This window comes from Halomonas salinarum (assembly GCF_012062845.1).
Taxonomy (GTDB): domain Bacteria; phylum Pseudomonadota; class Gammaproteobacteria; order Pseudomonadales; family Halomonadaceae; genus Onishia; species Onishia salinarum.
The window spans coordinates 1-16,378 of the sequence record NZ_WWNB01000012.1 but is presented as its reverse complement, the minus strand read 5'-3'; the positions used below and the strand labels follow the sequence as shown (position 1 = coordinate 16,378).

Below are 16,378 nucleotides of genomic sequence, written 5' to 3'. Positions count from 1 at the left end.
AGGATAGAGAAGAAATAGACGGTTCTACTTATTTTTCAAGAGCCCGTGAGAATTTTTTTTAACGGCACCGGGCTCGTCGCTATATTCTGTCGCGCCCAGTTCATCGCCTGGATACGGTTGTGGACCTTGATTTTTTTGAAAATATTATAGAGATGCGATTTTACCGTATGCTCGCTGACAAAGAGCTTGTCGGCGATGTCGGTATTGGATGCGCCAGAGCTCAGAAGGCTGATGATCTCCATTTCACGATGTGTTAGCCCGCATACAGGCCGATAGGCATTGCGCTGCTGCTGTCGATAGAAGTTGATCAGGCGAGCCATCAGCGTTCGCGACATCCATAGGTCCCCTTCGATCAGCCGACTGATCCCCTTGCATGTGAGCAACAGGCTATCGTTACGATAGAACACTCCCTGCAGATGATAGGCAGCCAGCAAATCCGCTGCATTATCCTCATCTTTAAGGTTCAAAGCTGCTAATGTAATGGTCTCATCTTCCAGTGACAGGTTGTGCCAGAGCTGAATGGCCTCTTCGGTCACGTGGTTGGTGTCCAGTAAAACGATGTTTTTCGTATTGCCCTCGGGGATGGCCTGTGCATCGGGGGCCAAAGAGGTAACCGTTTCTTCCAACTGCTCATGAATATAGTTGATGAAGAGTTGTGACTGCGGGCTGCAGTCGGTTACGAGCAGTATTGAGGTGCCTGGGTGACTCATGACCTTATTCTCCGATGAAGGTTTCGTCATGCGGCGCTATCAAGCCGTATCGGACGTATTCGTGGTAATCTCAGCTAAGCGTTGACCTTTCTGCTCACTTTGTAAAGTTCCGTTACATTCTTGAGTTTTAGGTTTCAGTGCAGGTGTTGAGAAGAAGCCCTTTTCCCCCAAACAAACTCCTTTATGATCAAGTGGTTATAGATAGCTCTATTTTTTTCCTGATACCTCTAGATATCATTATTGAGTGAATTTTCAGCTATCGCCACCATCAAACGCCTAATTCGTTAATTCTTTTTAATGATTCTGCTCATGCTTTCTTTCAGCCGCGACCGCTTCCCTGTGTGTTTCTGCCTCACGTTGAGGGGTAACATGGACCGGATTTTCTAGATGGAGTCGGATCAATGAGGACTACGCAACGTCTGGTGCTGGCCAGTGGGAATAGTGGCAAGCTGCAGGAGTTCCACCGCCTTCTGTCTCCCCTGGGGTATGCCGTTCATCCACAGAGTGAGTACGAGGTGTCTGAGGTAGAGGAAACCGGACTCACTTTCGTTGAGAATGCACTGCTAAAGGCTCGCGAAGCATGTCGTATCAGTGGGTTGCCCGCCCTCGCCGATGATTCTGGCCTGGCGGTGGATGCCTTGAACGGTGCTCCCGGTATCTATTCCGCCCGATATGCGGGTGAACCAAAGAGTGATGACGCCAATAATCACAAGCTGATCGATGCCTTGACAGAAGTGCCTGTAAACCAGCGCACAGCACGTTATTGGTGCGTGCTGGTCTATCTGCGTCATGCTGAAGACCCCGTTCCCTTGATCGTTCAACGTAGTTGGGAAGGCGAGATTCTGACATCACTACGTGGAGAAGGAGGGTTCGGTTATGATCCCCTCTTCTGGCTGCCAGAATGGGGATGCTCAGCTGCTGAGCTCGATGGTGATGAGAAAAATCGGCTTAGCCACCGTGGCCTCGCGATGCAGGCACTGCTGGAGCAGCTGGCGACATGAATCTGCTCCCTCCCCTCGCGCTGTATGTCCACGTGCCCTGGTGTGTTCGTAAGTGCCCGTATTGCGACTTCAACTCGCATGGCGTGGGCTATGGAGCCGAGCTTCCAGAAGCCGACTACCTGGCGGCGTTGTTAGCGGATCTTGACGCTGACTTGCCTCTGGCCGCGGGCCGTGAACTGGTCAGCATTTTCATAGGGGGCGGGACGCCGAGCCTGATGTCGGCTGATTTCTATCGGCGTTTCATTGACGAGCTTCGTCTCAGGCTGCCGTTTGCAGAAGACATCGAGATCACCCTCGAAGCGAATCCCGGGACCGTCGAGCATGACCGCTTTGAGGGGTATCGGGACGCGGGTATCAATCGACTGTCGCTGGGCATACAGAGCTTCCAGTCATCCCAGCTGGCCGCATTAGGGCGCATCCACAGCGGCGGCGATGCCAAGCATGCCTTTGAACAGGCCCGCGCCGCGGGATTTGATAATATCAACCTCGATCTCATGCATGGCCTGCCAGGGCAAGATCCCCTGTTAGCTCAGGATGATCTTCACCAGGCGCTTTCCTTGGGTCCCGAACATTTATCCTGGTATCAGCTGACGCTTGAGCCTAATACCGAATTTCATTCTCATCCTCCTACCCTGCCCGAGGAAGAAACGCTCTGGAACATCCAGGATGAGGGGCATGCAAAGCTTGAGTCAGCCGGTTATGTTCGTTATGAAATTTCGGCCTATAGCCGTCCAGGATGCGAAGCCCGCCATAATCTCAACTACTGGACCTTCGGCGATTACTTGGGCATTGGTGCCGGCGCTCACGGCAAGCTAAGTCGTCAAGGAGCACAAGGACTTGAAATCGAGCGCCGCTGGAAGAGCCGACAGCCCGAGGCTTACCTGCGTCGCCTGAATGATCCACGCGGCTTCGTGGCCGGTCACCAGCGTATCCCCGAAGAGGATCTAGTACTCGAGTTCGCCATGAATGCCCTTCGTCTGATTGATGGCGTTCCTATCGATACCTGGACACGACACACCGGGCGTTCGCTCCCCATCCTTCAGCAGCAGCTGGCCGAAGCGCGAAATAAAGGATTACTTGTGGAAGATCCCGCGCATCTGCGCGCTTCTCCGCAGGGCTTGTTGTTTCTTAATGATCTCTTGGCTATGGTCGGAGACGACTAATTCGGAATGATGAGGTCGCGACCTAAAGGAGTGTGAACCGCATGAAAAAATCTATTCGCTTCGCTGTACCGCTAGCGGCTGCCCTGATGGTGACGGGCTGTACCACCACTAATCCCAATACCGGTGAGACCCAGAGCAACAGGACAGGCACGGGCGCCGCCATTGGCGCCGCCGTGGGCGCCTTGGCCGGCATGGCAAGTGGCGATGGTGGCTCCAGCAGCCGTGACCGGGCGCTGATTGGTGCGGCGGCCGGCGCTGCCGCTGGTGGCGGTATCGGCGCCTACATGGATCGTCAGGAGGCCGAGCTGCGCGAGAGCATGCAGGGGACCGGGATCGGTGTCGATCGCCAGGGCGATAACATCATCCTCAACATGCCGAGCAGCGTGACCTTTGCCTTTGACTCCAGTGATTTGACGCCTGCGGCACAGACGGCACTGAATGATGTCTCCAATGTACTCCAGCAGTATCCGGAGACTCGCGTGAACATCGCCGGCCATACCGACAGCACGGGTGCGGCGGACTACAACCAGCAACTCTCCGAGCGCCGTGCCTCTGCAGTGGGTAACTACCTGGCACAAACCGGTGTTCCGGGCGCTCGCCTGTCGATGACCGGCTATGGTGAAAACCAGCCGGTGGCCAGTAACGATACCGAGCAGGGCCGAGCCCAGAACCGTCGGGTCGAAATCACGCTGACCCCGATGCAACAGCAATGATGCCCACCTGACGCCTGCTCCGGCAGGCGCCACACTGACCCGCGCGCTTGCCACTAAGCTCGCGGGTCTTTTTCATGGATTCCTCTATGCTTGCCTATCAGCATGCCTACCATGCCGGCAATTTTGCCGACGTTCATAAGCACCTGACGCTTTTTGCCGTAACACGTCATTTATTACGTAAGAAATCTTCCGTTACGTATGTCGATACCCATGCCGGTCGCGGACGTTATCCCCTGAACGCCGAGGAAACCCGCAAGCTAGAAGAGTATCGTCGGGGGGCAGCACCGCTCTGGGAAGCGCGTGAAGTACTGCGCAAGAGTGATGCGTTGCTTGGGGAATGGCTCGATGGACTTGATTTGGCTCAGCGCGAGGTAAGCCCCGACAGTGAGCCGCGGCTCTCGGTCTATCCAGGCTCACCCTGGTGGCTCACGCAGGCATTGCGCTCGCAGGATCGGCTTAGCCTCTTCGAGCTCCATCCAAAAGAGCATGATCATCTCAGGGGACAGGCGTTGCCTGACAACGCACGACGCATCCACGGCGATGGTCTGGACGGGCTCAGAAAGCGGCTACCGGTTTCTACGCCACGCCTGTGCGTGCTCATCGACCCAAGTTACGAGCGCAAGGAGGAATATGCCGAGGTGGCCGCCACGCTTGCCGAGGTGAGCCGCAAGGCCCGTCATGCGGTGGTGATGATCTGGTATCCACTGCTACCGGCGGGGCGTCATCATGGCTTGCTCGATGAAGTGAAGCGGGCCGGAATTCGCAAGTTATGGCGCAGCGAGTTCATTCTCCAGGATCCTGGTGCGGCATCCCATGGCATGTATGGAAGCGGCATGCTGGTGATGAATCCCCCCTGGGGCCTCGATGAAATAGTGAATCAGACAATGTCACTGATTCGTTCCCGTCTCGCTCCAAAGGGGCGTCATGAGAGCGACTGGTGGGTAGGTGAGTAAGGGCTCACGCACGGTATGAGGTTCGAAAAGGTTAACGGTTCACTCGCGGTGAAGGGAGGTGCCCCCCCCCGGCCCTGACATCATCGCAGAGATGGCGCTACCGGGGTAACTAGACGGGTAGCAGGTCATCCCAAGCCGTTATTTACCGATGCAGAAACTGCCAAAAATTTCGCCAAGCAAGTCGTCGGCAGTGAATTCGCCGGTAATCTCGCCCAATGACTGCTGAGCGTCACGAAGGTCTTCGGCCAATAGTTCTCCTGCCCCGAAGCCCGCCAGCTGAGCCTCGCCATTCTCAAGCGCCGAGGTCGCGCGATCCAGAGCATCCAGATGGCGGCGACGGGCTGAAAAGCGGCCTTCAGTGGTGGCAGAAAACCCCATTATCGTCTTCAAGTGCTCTTTCAGGTTATCCACACCCTCTCCGGTCTTGGCCGAGAGGCGTACTACCGGCGTGGCTGTGGATAAGTCGATCCCGGGTGTTTCCTGGCTGGTATCAACCTTGTTGCGCACCAGCGTCAGTCGAGAGGGGTCGGCGAGACGGGCGACGAATTCCGGCCAGATAGCCATCGGGTCAGTGGCGTCGCTCGCGCCCGCATCGACCATCAACAGCACCCGGTCGGCCTTCTCGATCTCCGCCCAGGCACGGGCAACACCAATCTGCTCAACGGCATCCGGCGTGTCGCGAAGACCCGCGGTATCAATCACGTGCAGCGGCATACCATCCAGATGGATATGCTCGCGCAGCACGTCTCGGGTCGTGCCCTCGATATCGGTGACGATTGCCGTGTCCTGCTCGGTCAGGGCGTTTAGCAGGCTCGACTTGCCGGCGTTGGGTCGACCGGCGATCACCACGCTCATGCCCTCGCGCATCAGCGCACCCTGGCCGGCACTGGCCCTCACTCTGGCAAGCTCTTCCTTGACAGAGGTAAGCATCGCCGCGACCTTGCCATCGGCCAGGAAATCGATTTCCTCTTCAGGGAAGTCGATAGCGGCCTCAACGTATATTCGCAGCTCAATCAGCCGTTGAACGAGCGCATCGACGCGGGTCGAGAATTCGCCCTGCAGCGAGCGCAGAGCGTTCTCGGCGGCGCTGCGTGAGCTGGCATCGATCAGGTCAGCGATGGCCTCGGCCTGCGCCAGGTCCAGTTTATCGTTCAGGAAGGCGCGCTCCGAGAATTCGCCGGGACGGGCTAATCGAGCGCCTTGCTGGACGCAGCACTCCAGAAGCAGGTCCATGATCACCGGCCCCCCATGACCCTGCAGTTCCAGCACATCCTCGCCGGTAAAAGAATGTGGGTCTTTGAAATACAGCGCCACCCCTTCGTCTATCACCCCATCTTGGCCTCTGAACGGCCCGTAGTGCGCCTGGCGCGGATGGGGCAGGGTATTGAGCATGTATTGGGCTATCGAGGCACACAGCGGACCAGAGACGCGAACAATGCCCACACCCCCACGCCCCGGCGGAGTGGCGAGAGCGACGATGGTGTCTTGGGTATAGAGACGAGGGCTGGCCATGGTGACTCCGGTAAAAGAATCGGGAAATTGTCCCGTGACAGGGGCAGAAACGCCAGACCCCCGCCGAGGCGGGGGTCTGGGAGCGTGGCGATGACCAGGATCAGCTCTTGGTCTTCATGCCTTTGCCAACGCTTGGGTCGTTCTCGATGTTCCGCGTGATGAACCACTGCTGCAGGATCGAGATGGTGTTGTTGACCACCCAGTAGATCACCAGGCCGGCAGGGAACCACAGGAAGAAGAAGGTGAAGATTACCGGCAGCATCTTCATGATCTTGGCCTGTGTCGGATCCGGCGGCGTCGGGTTGAGCAGCTGCTGCACGAACATGGAGGCGCCCATCAGGATTGGCAGGATGAAGTAAGGATCCTTCACCGACAGATCCTGTATCCAGAGCATGAAGGGCGCATGGCGAAGCTCGACAGACTCCATCAGCATCCAGTAAAGCGCGATGAAGACCGGCATCTGGATCAGGATCGGCAGGCAGCCTCCCAGAGGATTGATCTTCTCCTTCTGGTAGAACTTCATCATCTCCTGGGACATCTTCTGGCGATCATCGCCGAACTGTTCCTTGAGACGCTGCATCTCTGGACCCAGCTTGCGCATGCGTGCCATCGACTTGTAGGCCTTGGCAGACAGCGGGAACAGCACCAGCTTGACCACGATGGTCAGCACCACGATCGACCAGCCCCAGTTACCGAGCAGGTCATGGATGTGGTCGAGCAACCAGAACAGTGGATTGGCCAGGAACCACAGCCAGCCGAAGTCCACCGTCAGCTCGAGGTGCGGGGCCACAGCCTCAAGCCGCTCCTGCACCTTGGGGCCCATGTAGACAGTCGCGCCGAGGGCGGCTTCACCGCCCGGTGCCAGCGTCTGCAGTGGGCTCGCGAAGGCGGCGACGTTGCGTCCACGAGAGTCGGTGGCAGCGTAGTAGAGGTTCTGCTGGTTCTGCTCGGGGGCCCAGGCCGTGGTGAAGTAGTGCTGGATCATGGCAACCCAGCCGCCCTCGACATCACGGTTGTTGAAGCTGCCTTCCTGAATCTCCTCGAAGTCCACCTTCTGGTAGTGATTCTCCGGCGAGGAATAGGCCGCTCCCATGTAGGACTGCATACCGAGCCCGGAGCCGGTGCTCGGGTCGGCGCTGTTGTCACGGGCTAACTGACCAATGAAGCGAGCGCTGACCGGCTCGCCACGATCATTGTTGAGGAAGTAGTTGACCTTGACAGCGTAAGTATCGCGCTCGAAGGTCAGTCGTTTCGTAACGTCCACGCCATTGACCACAGCATCCAGCTCGACAGCAATGCTGTCTTCGCCTTCGCTCAATTGATACTCGGTCTGGCTTGGCGTGAAGGCAATCCTGCCTTCGTGACCTTCGAGCTGCAGGCCCGACTTGGCGACGAAGCTGCGATTTCCATTATCGGAAAGCAGTACGAAGGGCTGGTCAGAGTTGTTGGTCAGCTTGTGATCGAGCAGGGCCGCATAGACGATATCACCGCCTTGCGGGTCGATGCGTACGTCAAGCACGTCAGTGGTGACAGCGACCAGGGCGCGGCTGTTGCTTTGCGCGGCTGGGGTGCCCATGTCACCACCGAGATCCGATGCCGCATTCTGGCTGGATGTGGTCGGTGCCGAAAGGCCCGACGTTTCATCACGGGGAGCCTGCTCGGTGGGCTGACCACTGTTGGCGACCGAAGGCGCCTGGGTTTCGGTGGTGACCTGACCATAGTCTTGGTTCCACTGTACGACCAGCAGATAGGCCAGGACGGCGAGGGGGATCAGCAATAGGAGTCGTTTTACGTCCATGAGGGTCCTGCCCGATGGAAAATGAACATTCTGCAGTGCAGCGATTGTTGCCCCGTGAATACACACAAAAGCCTGCCGGGGGCAGGCTTTGAGGATCGCCGGTGCGCCCGATCAGGACGACGAGGTCGACTGCTTGCGAACGTCTTTTTCCAGACGCCGCCACATGCCATGGAGCTGGCGATGCAGAGTGTCATTATCCAGCTCATGAACGCCACGCCGAGCCAGGACAATGATATCCACGGCAGGTAGGCGATGCTGCTGGTGACGAATGGATTCACGCACGAGGCGCTTAAGACGGTTGCGGTCGACGGCTCGACGCACGGTCTTCTTGCTGAACACCATGCCAACTCTTGGGTGGCCCAGCGGATTGGTGCAGGCGAGAGCCAGCATTCCCTTACCGTGAACCTTGAGTGATGCATGGTCGAAGACATGTCGATAATCCCCGGCGTTCAGCAGGCGCAGCGACCGGGGAAAATCCTGATGGGGCAAGTGCAATCTGAGATCACGCGCTCAGACGCTTGCGACCCTTGGCACGGCGGCGTGCGATGACGGCGCGGCCATTCTTGGTGGCCATGCGTGCACGAAAGCCATGGTTACGCTTGCGCTTGAGAACGCTCGGCTGAAAAGTGCGTTTCATAACTATTGATTCCCACGTGGTTAATTGGACATGACGTCAAATTGGCGAAGCCCTGGCTCCGACGGGGAACCCGGGTAGATTCGGCTCAAGACCGGGAATTCTAGTGAATTCGCCGCCGGGGTGCAATTTTTCCGGCGATCTCGAGCGGTTTTTTCGTGTCGCCGTCGAAGGTGAGGCCAAGCATGGTGTGCCAGTCCTCCCTTGGTCATCAACCGCAGCCCCCTTTAATAACTATTATTAGATCTTCTTACTAATGCTGTTATTAATGGTGGGGACAATATTTGTGGATAAGTCATTATAAGCTATCTATTACAACTCTTTATCGTGACGACAAGCTTGTGGGAAAGCGGTCAACCTCATGCGTGCATTCGGGGGATAAGCTGCTGACAGAAGTGGCACCTGTCCACAGCACCATGGAACTCCCCGTTTTGCACAGCGTTTCTCAAGGGGACAACCGCAAGGTTGTCCACAGGGCGAAATCGATGCTGCGTCATGTGGATAACCTAGGCCTCGGACGCTACAATGCGTGTCTTTCGTCAACCGGTTGGTGAGGTCGCGTGTCTGTCGCTCTTTGGCAACAATGTCTGGATTACCTGCAGGACGAACTGAGCTCCCAGCAGTTCAATACCTGGATCCGTCCCTTGCAGGCGGAAGATGGAGAGTCCAACGAGCTTTGCCTGTTGGCACCCAATCGCTTCGTGCGTGACTGGGTCAGTGACAAATACGCCAAGCGTATTAATGAACTCATGCGTGAGTTGTCACCGGCGAAGCCACCCAAGGTGTCGCTGACGGTCGGTAGCCGACGGGCGGCGCCGGCCCCCCAGCCGCGCGACCTGGGTACGCCGGTCTCCGCTGGCTCGCGTCAGGAGCCGGCCTCGCCTGCGGTGCATACACCGCCGCGGGGCGATTTCGCCGATGAGCGTGAGATCGACCGCATGCGAGACGAGGGGCCGAAGCGGCCTGCCGGCAATTCGCGTCAGGTGCAGGTCGAGGGCGGCCTCAAGCACCAGACTGGCTTGAATCCCAACTTCACCTTCGAGACCTTTGTCGAGGGCAAATCCAACCAGCTGGCCAGAGCCGCTTCTCGCCAGGTATCGGAAAATCCGGGTGGCGCCTATAACCCACTGTTCCTGTATGGCGGCGTAGGTCTGGGTAAGACTCACTTGATGCACGCGGTGGGCAACCAGCTGGCCGGGCGGAGTGAGAATGCCAAGGTGGTTTATCTGCACTCCGAGCGCTTCGTGGCCGACATGGTCAAGGCACTGCAGCTTAATGCCATCAATGATTTCAAGCGCTTCTATCGCAGCGTGGATGCCCTGCTGATCGATGATATTCAGTTCTTCGCGGGTAAGGAGCGCTCTCAGGAAGAGTTCTTCCATACCTTCAATGCGCTGCTCGAAGGCGGTCAGCAGATGATCCTGACGTCGGATCGTTATCCCAAGGAAATCAGTGGGGTAGAGGAACGACTGAAGTCACGTTTTGGCTGGGGATTGACGGTTGCCATCGAACCGCCGGAGCTTGAGACGCGGGTCGCGATCCTGATGAAGAAGGCTGACCAGGCGAAGGTCGACCTGCCTCATGATGCGGCCTTCTTCATTGCCCAGAAGATTCGCTCCAATGTTCGCGAGCTCGAAGGGGCGCTCAAGAAGGTCATCGCTGACTCCCACTTCATGGGCAAGACGATCACTCAGGATTTCATCCGTGAGTCCTTGAAGGATCTGTTGGCCCTGCAGGACAAGCAGGTGGGGGTGGATAACATTCAGCGCACCGTGGCCGAGTACTACAAGATCAAACTGTCTGATCTGCTCTCCAAGCGGCGCTCGCGGTCGGTGGCGCGTCCCCGTCAGGTGGCGATGGCACTGGCCAAGGAGCTCACCAATCACAGCCTGCCGGAAATTGGTGATGCCTTTGGCGGGCGTGATCATACGACGGTGCTGCATGCTTGCCGCAAGGTGCAGGCGTTGCAGGAAGAGAACGCGGATATCCGCGAAGATTACAAGAACCTGTTGCGTCTGCTGACCAGCTGATGGCCGCCGACCGGTTAGCCTTGCATCACGTCATCGAATTCAGGACAAGAGTGGAGCACACATGAAATTTTCCATCTCCCGGGAAGCCCTGCTGCGGCCTCTGGCATTGGTCGCCGGTGTGGTCGAGCGTCGCCAGACCTTGCCAGTACTCTCCAATGTGCTGATCCAGGTCCAGGATAACCAGGTGGCTTTGACGGGTACCGACCTCGAAGTCGAGCTGATTGGACGGACGGCGCCGACTCAGGTCGATGAGCCTGGTTCGGCCACGGTACCGGCGCGTAAGTTGATGGATATCTGCAAGTCGCTACCCGAGCAGTCAGAGATCCAGTTCGTTCTGGAAGACGGGCGCGCCGTGCTGCGAAGCGGTCGTTCGCGTTTCACGCTGTCGACATTGCCGGTGGCGGAGTTCCCCAATATCGAGGACGGCCAGGGCAGTGCTGAACTTAGCCTGCCGCGAGGCACCCTCAAGCATCTTATTGACTCGACGTCCTTTGCCATGGCGCAACAGGACGTACGTTATTATCTGAATGGCATGCTGCTGGAGCTGCGTTCCAACCTGGTGCGCACTGTCTCGACTGACGGCCACCGTCTCGCCGTCTGCTCGCGCTCGGCGGATATCGAGGTCGAGCCGGCACAGAAACTGATTGTGCCGCGCAAGGGCGTGCTCGAGATGTCGCGCCTGCTCGATGACAGTGACGAGCCGGTCAGTCTGACGCTTGGCTCAACCCACGTGCGCGCTCACACCGGTGAGTTTACCTTCACCTCCAAGTTGGTTGACGGCAAGTTCCCGGACTACGAGCGTGTGGTCCCGCGCAACGGCGACAAGGTGTTCATTGCAGACCGTGCCGAGCTGCGTCAGGTCCTGTCGCGCACCTCAATTCTCTCCAACGAGAAATATCGTGGTGTTCGGCTGCACCTCGAAGAAGGCAATCTGCGCGTCATGGCCAATAATCCCGAGCAGGAAGAGGCCGAAGAAAACGTCGCTATCGAGTATAGCGGCCCGGCCCTGGAGATCGGCTTTAACGTCGGCTATCTTATTGATGTGCTTGGAGTTATCGACGAAGATCGCATCCAGATGACCTTGGCTGACCCCAATAGCAGTGCCCTCATGGAAGAGCCGGGTGGCGGCGATGCCATGTACGTGGTCATGCCGATGCGCCTCTGATTTCTTCTTGTTCTGCGCCACGGTTAATGCCCGTCACATCGGGCATTAACCCGGAAAGCATGTCATGACCCTCGACCGTCTCGCCTTTAGGGGCCTTCGCAACCTGGTCAATCTGGAAATGGCACCCCGGCCAGGGATCAACATCATTATCGGGGCCAATGGTAGCGGCAAGACCAGTATCCTCGAGGGTATCCACATCCTCGGTATGGGACGCTCCTTCCGGACCCAGCAACTCAAGCATGCCATCGACCATGACGATCAGGCGATGATGCTGCATGGTCGCCTGGCGGGCGATCCGCCGCTACCGTTAGGGATACGCCGTCGCCGTGATCAGTCCGAGCTTGAGATGAAAATGGCCGGTGAAAGGGTGGCGCGAGTCGCTCAGCTGGTCGAAGCCCTTCCGCTGCAACTCATTAATCCCGATGCTTTCCGCTTGCTGGAAGGTTCCCCTTCCTCACGTCGTGAGTTTCTCGACTGGGGTGTGTTTCACGTGGAACATGACTTCCTCGACGCTTGGCGCCGTGTGCGGCGGGCGCTGAAACATCGGAATGCGTTGCTCAGGCGTGATAGAATTGACGGTCGTTCACTGGATGTCTGGGACCATGAGTTGGCGCAGTGGAGTGAGCGAATTGATGCGTTACGACATGCATACATGGATGCTTTCCTCCCGGTCTTTGAAGATACCCTAGCCGAGTTGCTATCACTGCCGGGATTGAGTCTTCGCTACTCTCGCGGCTGGGATCGCCAACGCACACTGGCTGAAGTGCTTCAGCAGGGACGTGAAAGCGACAGCCAGATGGGTTTTACCCAGCAGGGTCCGCAACGAGCGGATTTGAAACTTCGTATTCAGCGTCGGCCTGCGGCCGAGGTGCTATCGCGAGGCCAGCAGAAGTTGGTGGTGAGTGCGCTGAAACTGGCACAGGGTCGGCTCCTGGAAAAGGCAACAGGGCGGACCTGCATCTACTTGATCGATGATCTGCCAGCCGAACTCGATGCCGCACATCGCCAAGTGTTCTGCCGCTGGCTGGAGCGCATGGAGTGCCAAGTATTTATTACTACTGTCGACCCCGAGGTCCTGTCCGGGGTATGGCAGTCGACAACGCCAGTGGAAATGTTTCACGTGGAACATGGCCGGCTGGCGGCATACGGAATGAAAGACTTCACGACGGAGTAGTCAATGAGCGAACAGGCTTACGACTCATCGAGCATCAAGGTACTCAAGGGGCTGGATGCCGTGCGCAAGCGTCCCGGCATGTATATCGGTGATACCGATGACGGCACCGGCTTGCATCACATGGTGTTCGAGCTGGTAGACAACTCCATCGATGAAGCACTGGCCGGCCACTGCAGTGAAATTCGCGTTGTCATCCACCCAGACGAATCGATCACCGTCAGCGACAACGGCCGAGGCATTCCCACCGACATCCACGAAGAAGAGGGCGTGTCGGCAGCGGAAGTGATCATGACCGTGCTGCATGCCGGCGGCAAGTTTGATGATAACTCCTATAAGGTATCCGGTGGCCTGCACGGCGTTGGGGTATCAGTGGTCAATGCGCTCTCGGAAGAGCTGAAGCTGACCATCTGGCGTGCCGGTGAGGTTCATGAGCAGATTTATAACCACGGTTTTCCCGCCTCGCCACTGTCAGTGGTCGGAAAGACGGAAAAGAGCGGGTCGCGCGTCCACTTCCGTCCGTCCCCTCAGACCTTTGCCAACATCGAGTTTCACTATGACATTCTCGCCAAGCGGTTGCGCGAACTGTCCTTCCTGAACTCCGGCGTGGCGATCCGTCTGATGGACGAGCGAAGCGGCAAGGAAGAGCTCTTCCATTACGAGGGTGGCCTCAAGGCCTTCGTCGATCACCTCAATACCAATAAATCGGTGTTGAATCCGGTCTTCCACTTCAATGTCGAGCGCGAAGATGGTGTTGGCGTTGAGGTGGCGATGCAGTGGAACGATACCTTCGCCGAGAATATCTTTTGCTATACCAATAACATCCCCCAGCGCGATGGTGGCACGCACCTGGCCGGGTTCCGCGCCTCGCTGACGCGCAGCCTCAATAACTACATCGAGGCTGAAGGGCTGCTCAAGAAATCAAAGGTCAATACCTCCGGCGATGACGCCCGTGAAGGCCTGACGGCGATCGTGTCCGTCAAAGTGCCGGATCCCAAGTTTTCCTCACAGACCAAGGAAAAGCTGGTGTCTTCCGAAGTGAAGACAGCCGTTGAGCAGGAAATGGGCCGGCAGTTTTCCGACTACTTGGTTGAGCGGCCCAATGAGGCCAAGGCGATCGTCAACAAGATGCTCGATGCTGCCCGCGCCCGTGAGGCCGCTCGCAAGGCGCGTGATATGACCCGCCGCAAGGGGGCCCTGGATATCGCGGGACTGCCTGGTAAGCTCGCTGACTGCCAGGAGAAGGACCCGAGCCTCTCTGAGCTCTATCTGGTCGAGGGTGACTCGGCGGGTGGCAGCGCCAAGCAGGGCAGGGACCGTCGTACGCAGGCGATCCTGCCGCTCAAGGGTAAGATCCTTAACGTCGAGAAGGCGCGCTTCGACAAGATGCTGTCTTCAGCTGAGGTCGGCACTCTGATCACGGCGCTGGGGTGTGGTATTGGTCGGGAAGAGTTCAATCCTGACAAGCTGCGCTACCATTCGATCATCATCATGACCGACGCCGACGTGGATGGCTCGCATATCCGCACCTTGTTGCTGACCTTCTTCTTCCGTCAGATGTCGCAACTGATTGAACGTGGTCATGTTTTCATCGCTCAGCCCCCGCTTTACAAGATCAAGCGTGGCAAGCAGGAAAGCTACCTGAAGGATGAGCAGGCATTGGTCAATTACCTGACCACGACGGCGCTGGATGGTGCGGGACTTCACGTTAACGCCGATGCGCCGGGGATCAGTGGCGAGCATCTTGAGGCCCTCGTTAATCAGTATCGTGATGTCATGAACCGCATCGACCGCCTGGCTCGCGTCTATCCGAGCGAGGTGTTGAGAAAAATCGTGCATGCCGAGAGCCTGGCGGGTGAGGAAAGCCTCAAGGACCGTGCTCTGATGCAGCGCTGGATCGATCAGCTACAGGTTGAGATGGATGCGGTGATCGCTTACGAGGGTGGGCCGCGCTATACCTTCGAGCTTCAGGAAGATCCGGAGCGAGGTCTTTTCCTGCCGGGAGTGACGCTAACCGCCCACGGGGTTTCCACTGATTACGTCTGGGGCATGGATTTCTTCCGTAGCGCCGACTATCACGCGATGACCGGTCTTGGCGATACACTGGAGGGTCTGCTGGAAGAGGGCGCCTATGTATCACGCGGCGAGCGCCAGCAGCCGATTACCACCTTCTACGATGCGCTTGAGTGGTTGATGAAAGAGGCCCAGCGTGGCTTCTCCATCCAGCGCTACAAGGGTCTGGGTGAGATGAACCCCGACCAGCTCTGGGATACCACCATGAACCCTGATACGCGGCGTATGCTGCGAGTCACCATCGAAGATGCGGTGGCTTCCGACATGATGTTCAATACCCTGATGGGCGACGAAGTCGAGCCCCGTCGTGACTTCATTGAGCGCTTCGCCTTGGTGGCTAACCTGGATATATGATCTGGTTTAACGCCTAGTGCCACCTTGATATGTTCCACGTGAAACATGGTATGGCTAGCTAGCAAACGAAAGAGGCCGGCATAATATGCCGGCCTCTTTGCGTTCATGATGTGCTCATTTTTGTGGTGTAGCGTGGCTAGGAAGCTGGCGAAGACGTCCCCTCAGCTGGGTGGACGTCCACATCATCACGCTCCGGTCGAGGCGTTGTGCTGCTGATCGCGGCGTCTTCGTTCACCAGCCATGCCACGAAGGCTGCCAGATCATCGAAGATCATGGCGCTTTCCAGGCCTTGATTCTTGTCCTCGGTGTCTCTTCCCTTGCCGGTCCGCACCAGCACGCTTTCACATCCCAGCGCTTCTCCTGCCTGAAGATCACGAAGGCTATCGCCTACCATCCAACTATGCTCAAGCTTTTCAAGCTCGAGATGATCGCGGATCATTTCCAGCAGGCCGGGCTTGGGTTTTCGGCACAGGCAGTGGTCATCCGGGCCGTGTGGGCAGTAGACAATTTTGTCGATTTTCCCACCAGCAGCCTCGACTAGCGACGTGAGGCGTGTATGGATTGTATTCACCACCGATTCATCGAAGTAGCCGCGGGCGATGCCGGACTGGTTAGTGGCCACGGCCACGGTCCAGCCATTTCTCGTCAACCGAGCCATGGCATCAATGGCGCTCGGGTAGGGGATCCACTCATCGAGGGATTTTATGTGGTGTTCCGAGTCCTGATTGATAACGCCATCACGGTCGAGAATCACAAGTTTCGGTGCAATGGGCATGATGAGATGTCTCAGTGAGTAGGCTCAAGATTTTAGTGTAGGAGTGTGTTTCACATGGAACAACGTGCGGGTAGATCAATCCGCCCTTCACACTTTTAAGTGTTTCACGTGAAACCTCTCACCGCATGGCAGGCGAGACGCAAAAAAGCCCGCCGAATTGGCGTAATGCCAGTCAGTTAAGCCTACCTTCAATAAGCTAATCATGAGACCTTTCCCTGTCAGGTACACTGACACGGGAAGGTCCATGCATTTCAGCAACGCCATCGATGCCATTGCCAAGGCGGTGCCCGATGATTTCTCCAGCCTCTCCGAGGTGCTGTCGCCCG

15 protein-coding genes are annotated in these 16,378 nt (G+C 57.4%); 8 read left to right on the top strand and 7 right to left on the bottom strand.

Annotation, left to right across the window (positions count from 1 at the left end; translation table 11 throughout):
• Positions 1-35: 35 nt before the first annotated feature.
• Positions 36-710 carry a LuxR C-terminal-related transcriptional regulator gene (locus tag HF027_RS09795; RefSeq protein ID WP_168015219.1) on the bottom strand — a complete coding sequence of 225 codons (675 nt, stop codon included), beginning with the start codon at positions 708-710 and terminating at the stop codon, positions 36-38.
• A gap of 401 nt (positions 711-1,111) precedes the next feature.
• On the opposite strand from HF027_RS09795, the gene rdgB reads away from it, so the two are divergent.
• From rdgB to HF027_RS09775, 4 genes are all read left to right on the top strand, one after another.
• Positions 1,112-1,711, top strand: a complete 600-nt coding sequence (gene rdgB, locus HF027_RS09790; RefSeq protein WP_168015217.1) for an RdgB/HAM1 family non-canonical purine NTP pyrophosphatase — start codon at positions 1,112-1,114, stop codon at positions 1,709-1,711.
• A complete protein-coding gene (gene hemW / locus HF027_RS09785) occupies positions 1,708-2,874 on the top strand; it encodes a radical SAM family heme chaperone HemW (protein WP_168015215.1) in 1,167 nt (388 codons plus the stop codon). Before rdgB ends, hemW begins: the two co-directional genes overlap by 4 nt.
• A 41-nt stretch (positions 2,875-2,915) precedes the next feature.
• Positions 2,916-3,587 carry a YiaD family glycine zipper/OmpA-like lipoprotein gene (locus HF027_RS09780; protein ID WP_168015213.1) on the top strand — a complete coding sequence of 224 codons (672 nt, stop codon included), beginning with the start codon at positions 2,916-2,918 and terminating at the stop codon, positions 3,585-3,587.
• An 86-nt stretch (positions 3,588-3,673) separates the two neighbouring features.
• The gene (locus HF027_RS09775; protein ID WP_168015368.1) at positions 3,674-4,540 is read left to right on the top strand and encodes a 23S rRNA (adenine(2030)-N(6))-methyltransferase RlmJ; all 867 of its coding nucleotides are present in this window, start codon (positions 3,674-3,676) and stop codon (positions 4,538-4,540) included.
• Between the two features lie 138 nt (positions 4,541-4,678).
• Here HF027_RS09775 and mnmE read toward each other — a convergent pair whose 3' ends face one another.
• The 4 genes from mnmE to rpmH all read right to left on the bottom strand — a co-directional run bounded on the left by mnmE (position 4,679) and on the right by rpmH (position 8,487).
• Entirely contained in the window at positions 4,679-6,052 is a 1,374-nt protein-coding gene (gene mnmE / locus HF027_RS09770; protein WP_168015211.1) for a tRNA uridine-5-carboxymethylaminomethyl(34) synthesis GTPase MnmE, read from the bottom strand.
• A gap of 100 nt (positions 6,053-6,152) precedes the next feature.
• A complete protein-coding gene (gene yidC / locus HF027_RS09765; RefSeq protein ID WP_168015209.1) occupies positions 6,153-7,850 on the bottom strand; it encodes a membrane protein insertase YidC in 1,698 nt (565 codons plus the stop codon).
• 111 nt (positions 7,851-7,961) lie between these two features.
• The gene (gene rnpA, locus HF027_RS09760; protein WP_168015207.1) at positions 7,962-8,339 is read right to left on the bottom strand and encodes a ribonuclease P protein component; all 378 of its coding nucleotides are present in this window, start codon (positions 8,337-8,339) and stop codon (positions 7,962-7,964) included.
• A gap of 13 nt (positions 8,340-8,352) precedes the next feature.
• Positions 8,353-8,487, bottom strand: a complete 135-nt coding sequence (rpmH, locus tag HF027_RS09755) for a 50S ribosomal protein L34 (RefSeq protein ID WP_136254740.1) — start codon at positions 8,485-8,487, stop codon at positions 8,353-8,355.
• Positions 8,488-9,044: 557 nt separating this feature from the next.
• Between rpmH and dnaA the strand changes: the two genes are divergently transcribed.
• From dnaA to gyrB, 4 genes are all read left to right on the top strand, one after another.
• The gene (dnaA, locus tag HF027_RS09750) at positions 9,045-10,514 is read left to right on the top strand and encodes a chromosomal replication initiator protein DnaA (protein WP_136254741.1); all 1,470 of its coding nucleotides are present in this window, start codon (positions 9,045-9,047) and stop codon (positions 10,512-10,514) included.
• 61 nt (positions 10,515-10,575) lie between these two features.
• Positions 10,576-11,679 (top strand): DNA polymerase III subunit beta, encoded by a 1,104-nt coding sequence (gene dnaN, locus HF027_RS09745; RefSeq protein WP_168015205.1) that lies wholly within the window; start codon positions 10,576-10,578, stop codon positions 11,677-11,679.
• A gap of 64 nt (positions 11,680-11,743) precedes the next feature.
• Positions 11,744-12,853 carry a DNA replication/repair protein RecF gene (gene recF / locus HF027_RS09740; RefSeq protein ID WP_168015203.1) on the top strand — a complete coding sequence of 370 codons (1,110 nt, stop codon included), beginning with the start codon at positions 11,744-11,746 and terminating at the stop codon, positions 12,851-12,853.
• A 3-nt stretch (positions 12,854-12,856) separates the two neighbouring features.
• The gene (gene gyrB, locus HF027_RS09735; protein WP_168015201.1) at positions 12,857-15,277 is read left to right on the top strand and encodes a DNA topoisomerase (ATP-hydrolyzing) subunit B; all 2,421 of its coding nucleotides are present in this window, start codon (positions 12,857-12,859) and stop codon (positions 15,275-15,277) included.
• Between the two features lie 136 nt (positions 15,278-15,413).
• Here gyrB and gmhB read toward each other — a convergent pair whose 3' ends face one another.
• Together gmhB and HF027_RS15490 are read right to left on the bottom strand one after the other, a co-directional pair.
• The gene (gene gmhB, locus HF027_RS09730) at positions 15,414-16,052 is read right to left on the bottom strand and encodes a D-glycero-beta-D-manno-heptose 1,7-bisphosphate 7-phosphatase (protein ID WP_168015199.1); all 639 of its coding nucleotides are present in this window, start codon (positions 16,050-16,052) and stop codon (positions 15,414-15,416) included.
• An 87-nt stretch (positions 16,053-16,139) separates the two neighbouring features.
• Positions 16,140-16,378, bottom strand: a 239-nt coding sequence (locus HF027_RS15490) for a hypothetical protein (RefSeq protein ID WP_209316434.1), incomplete at its 5' end; no start/stop codon positions are given.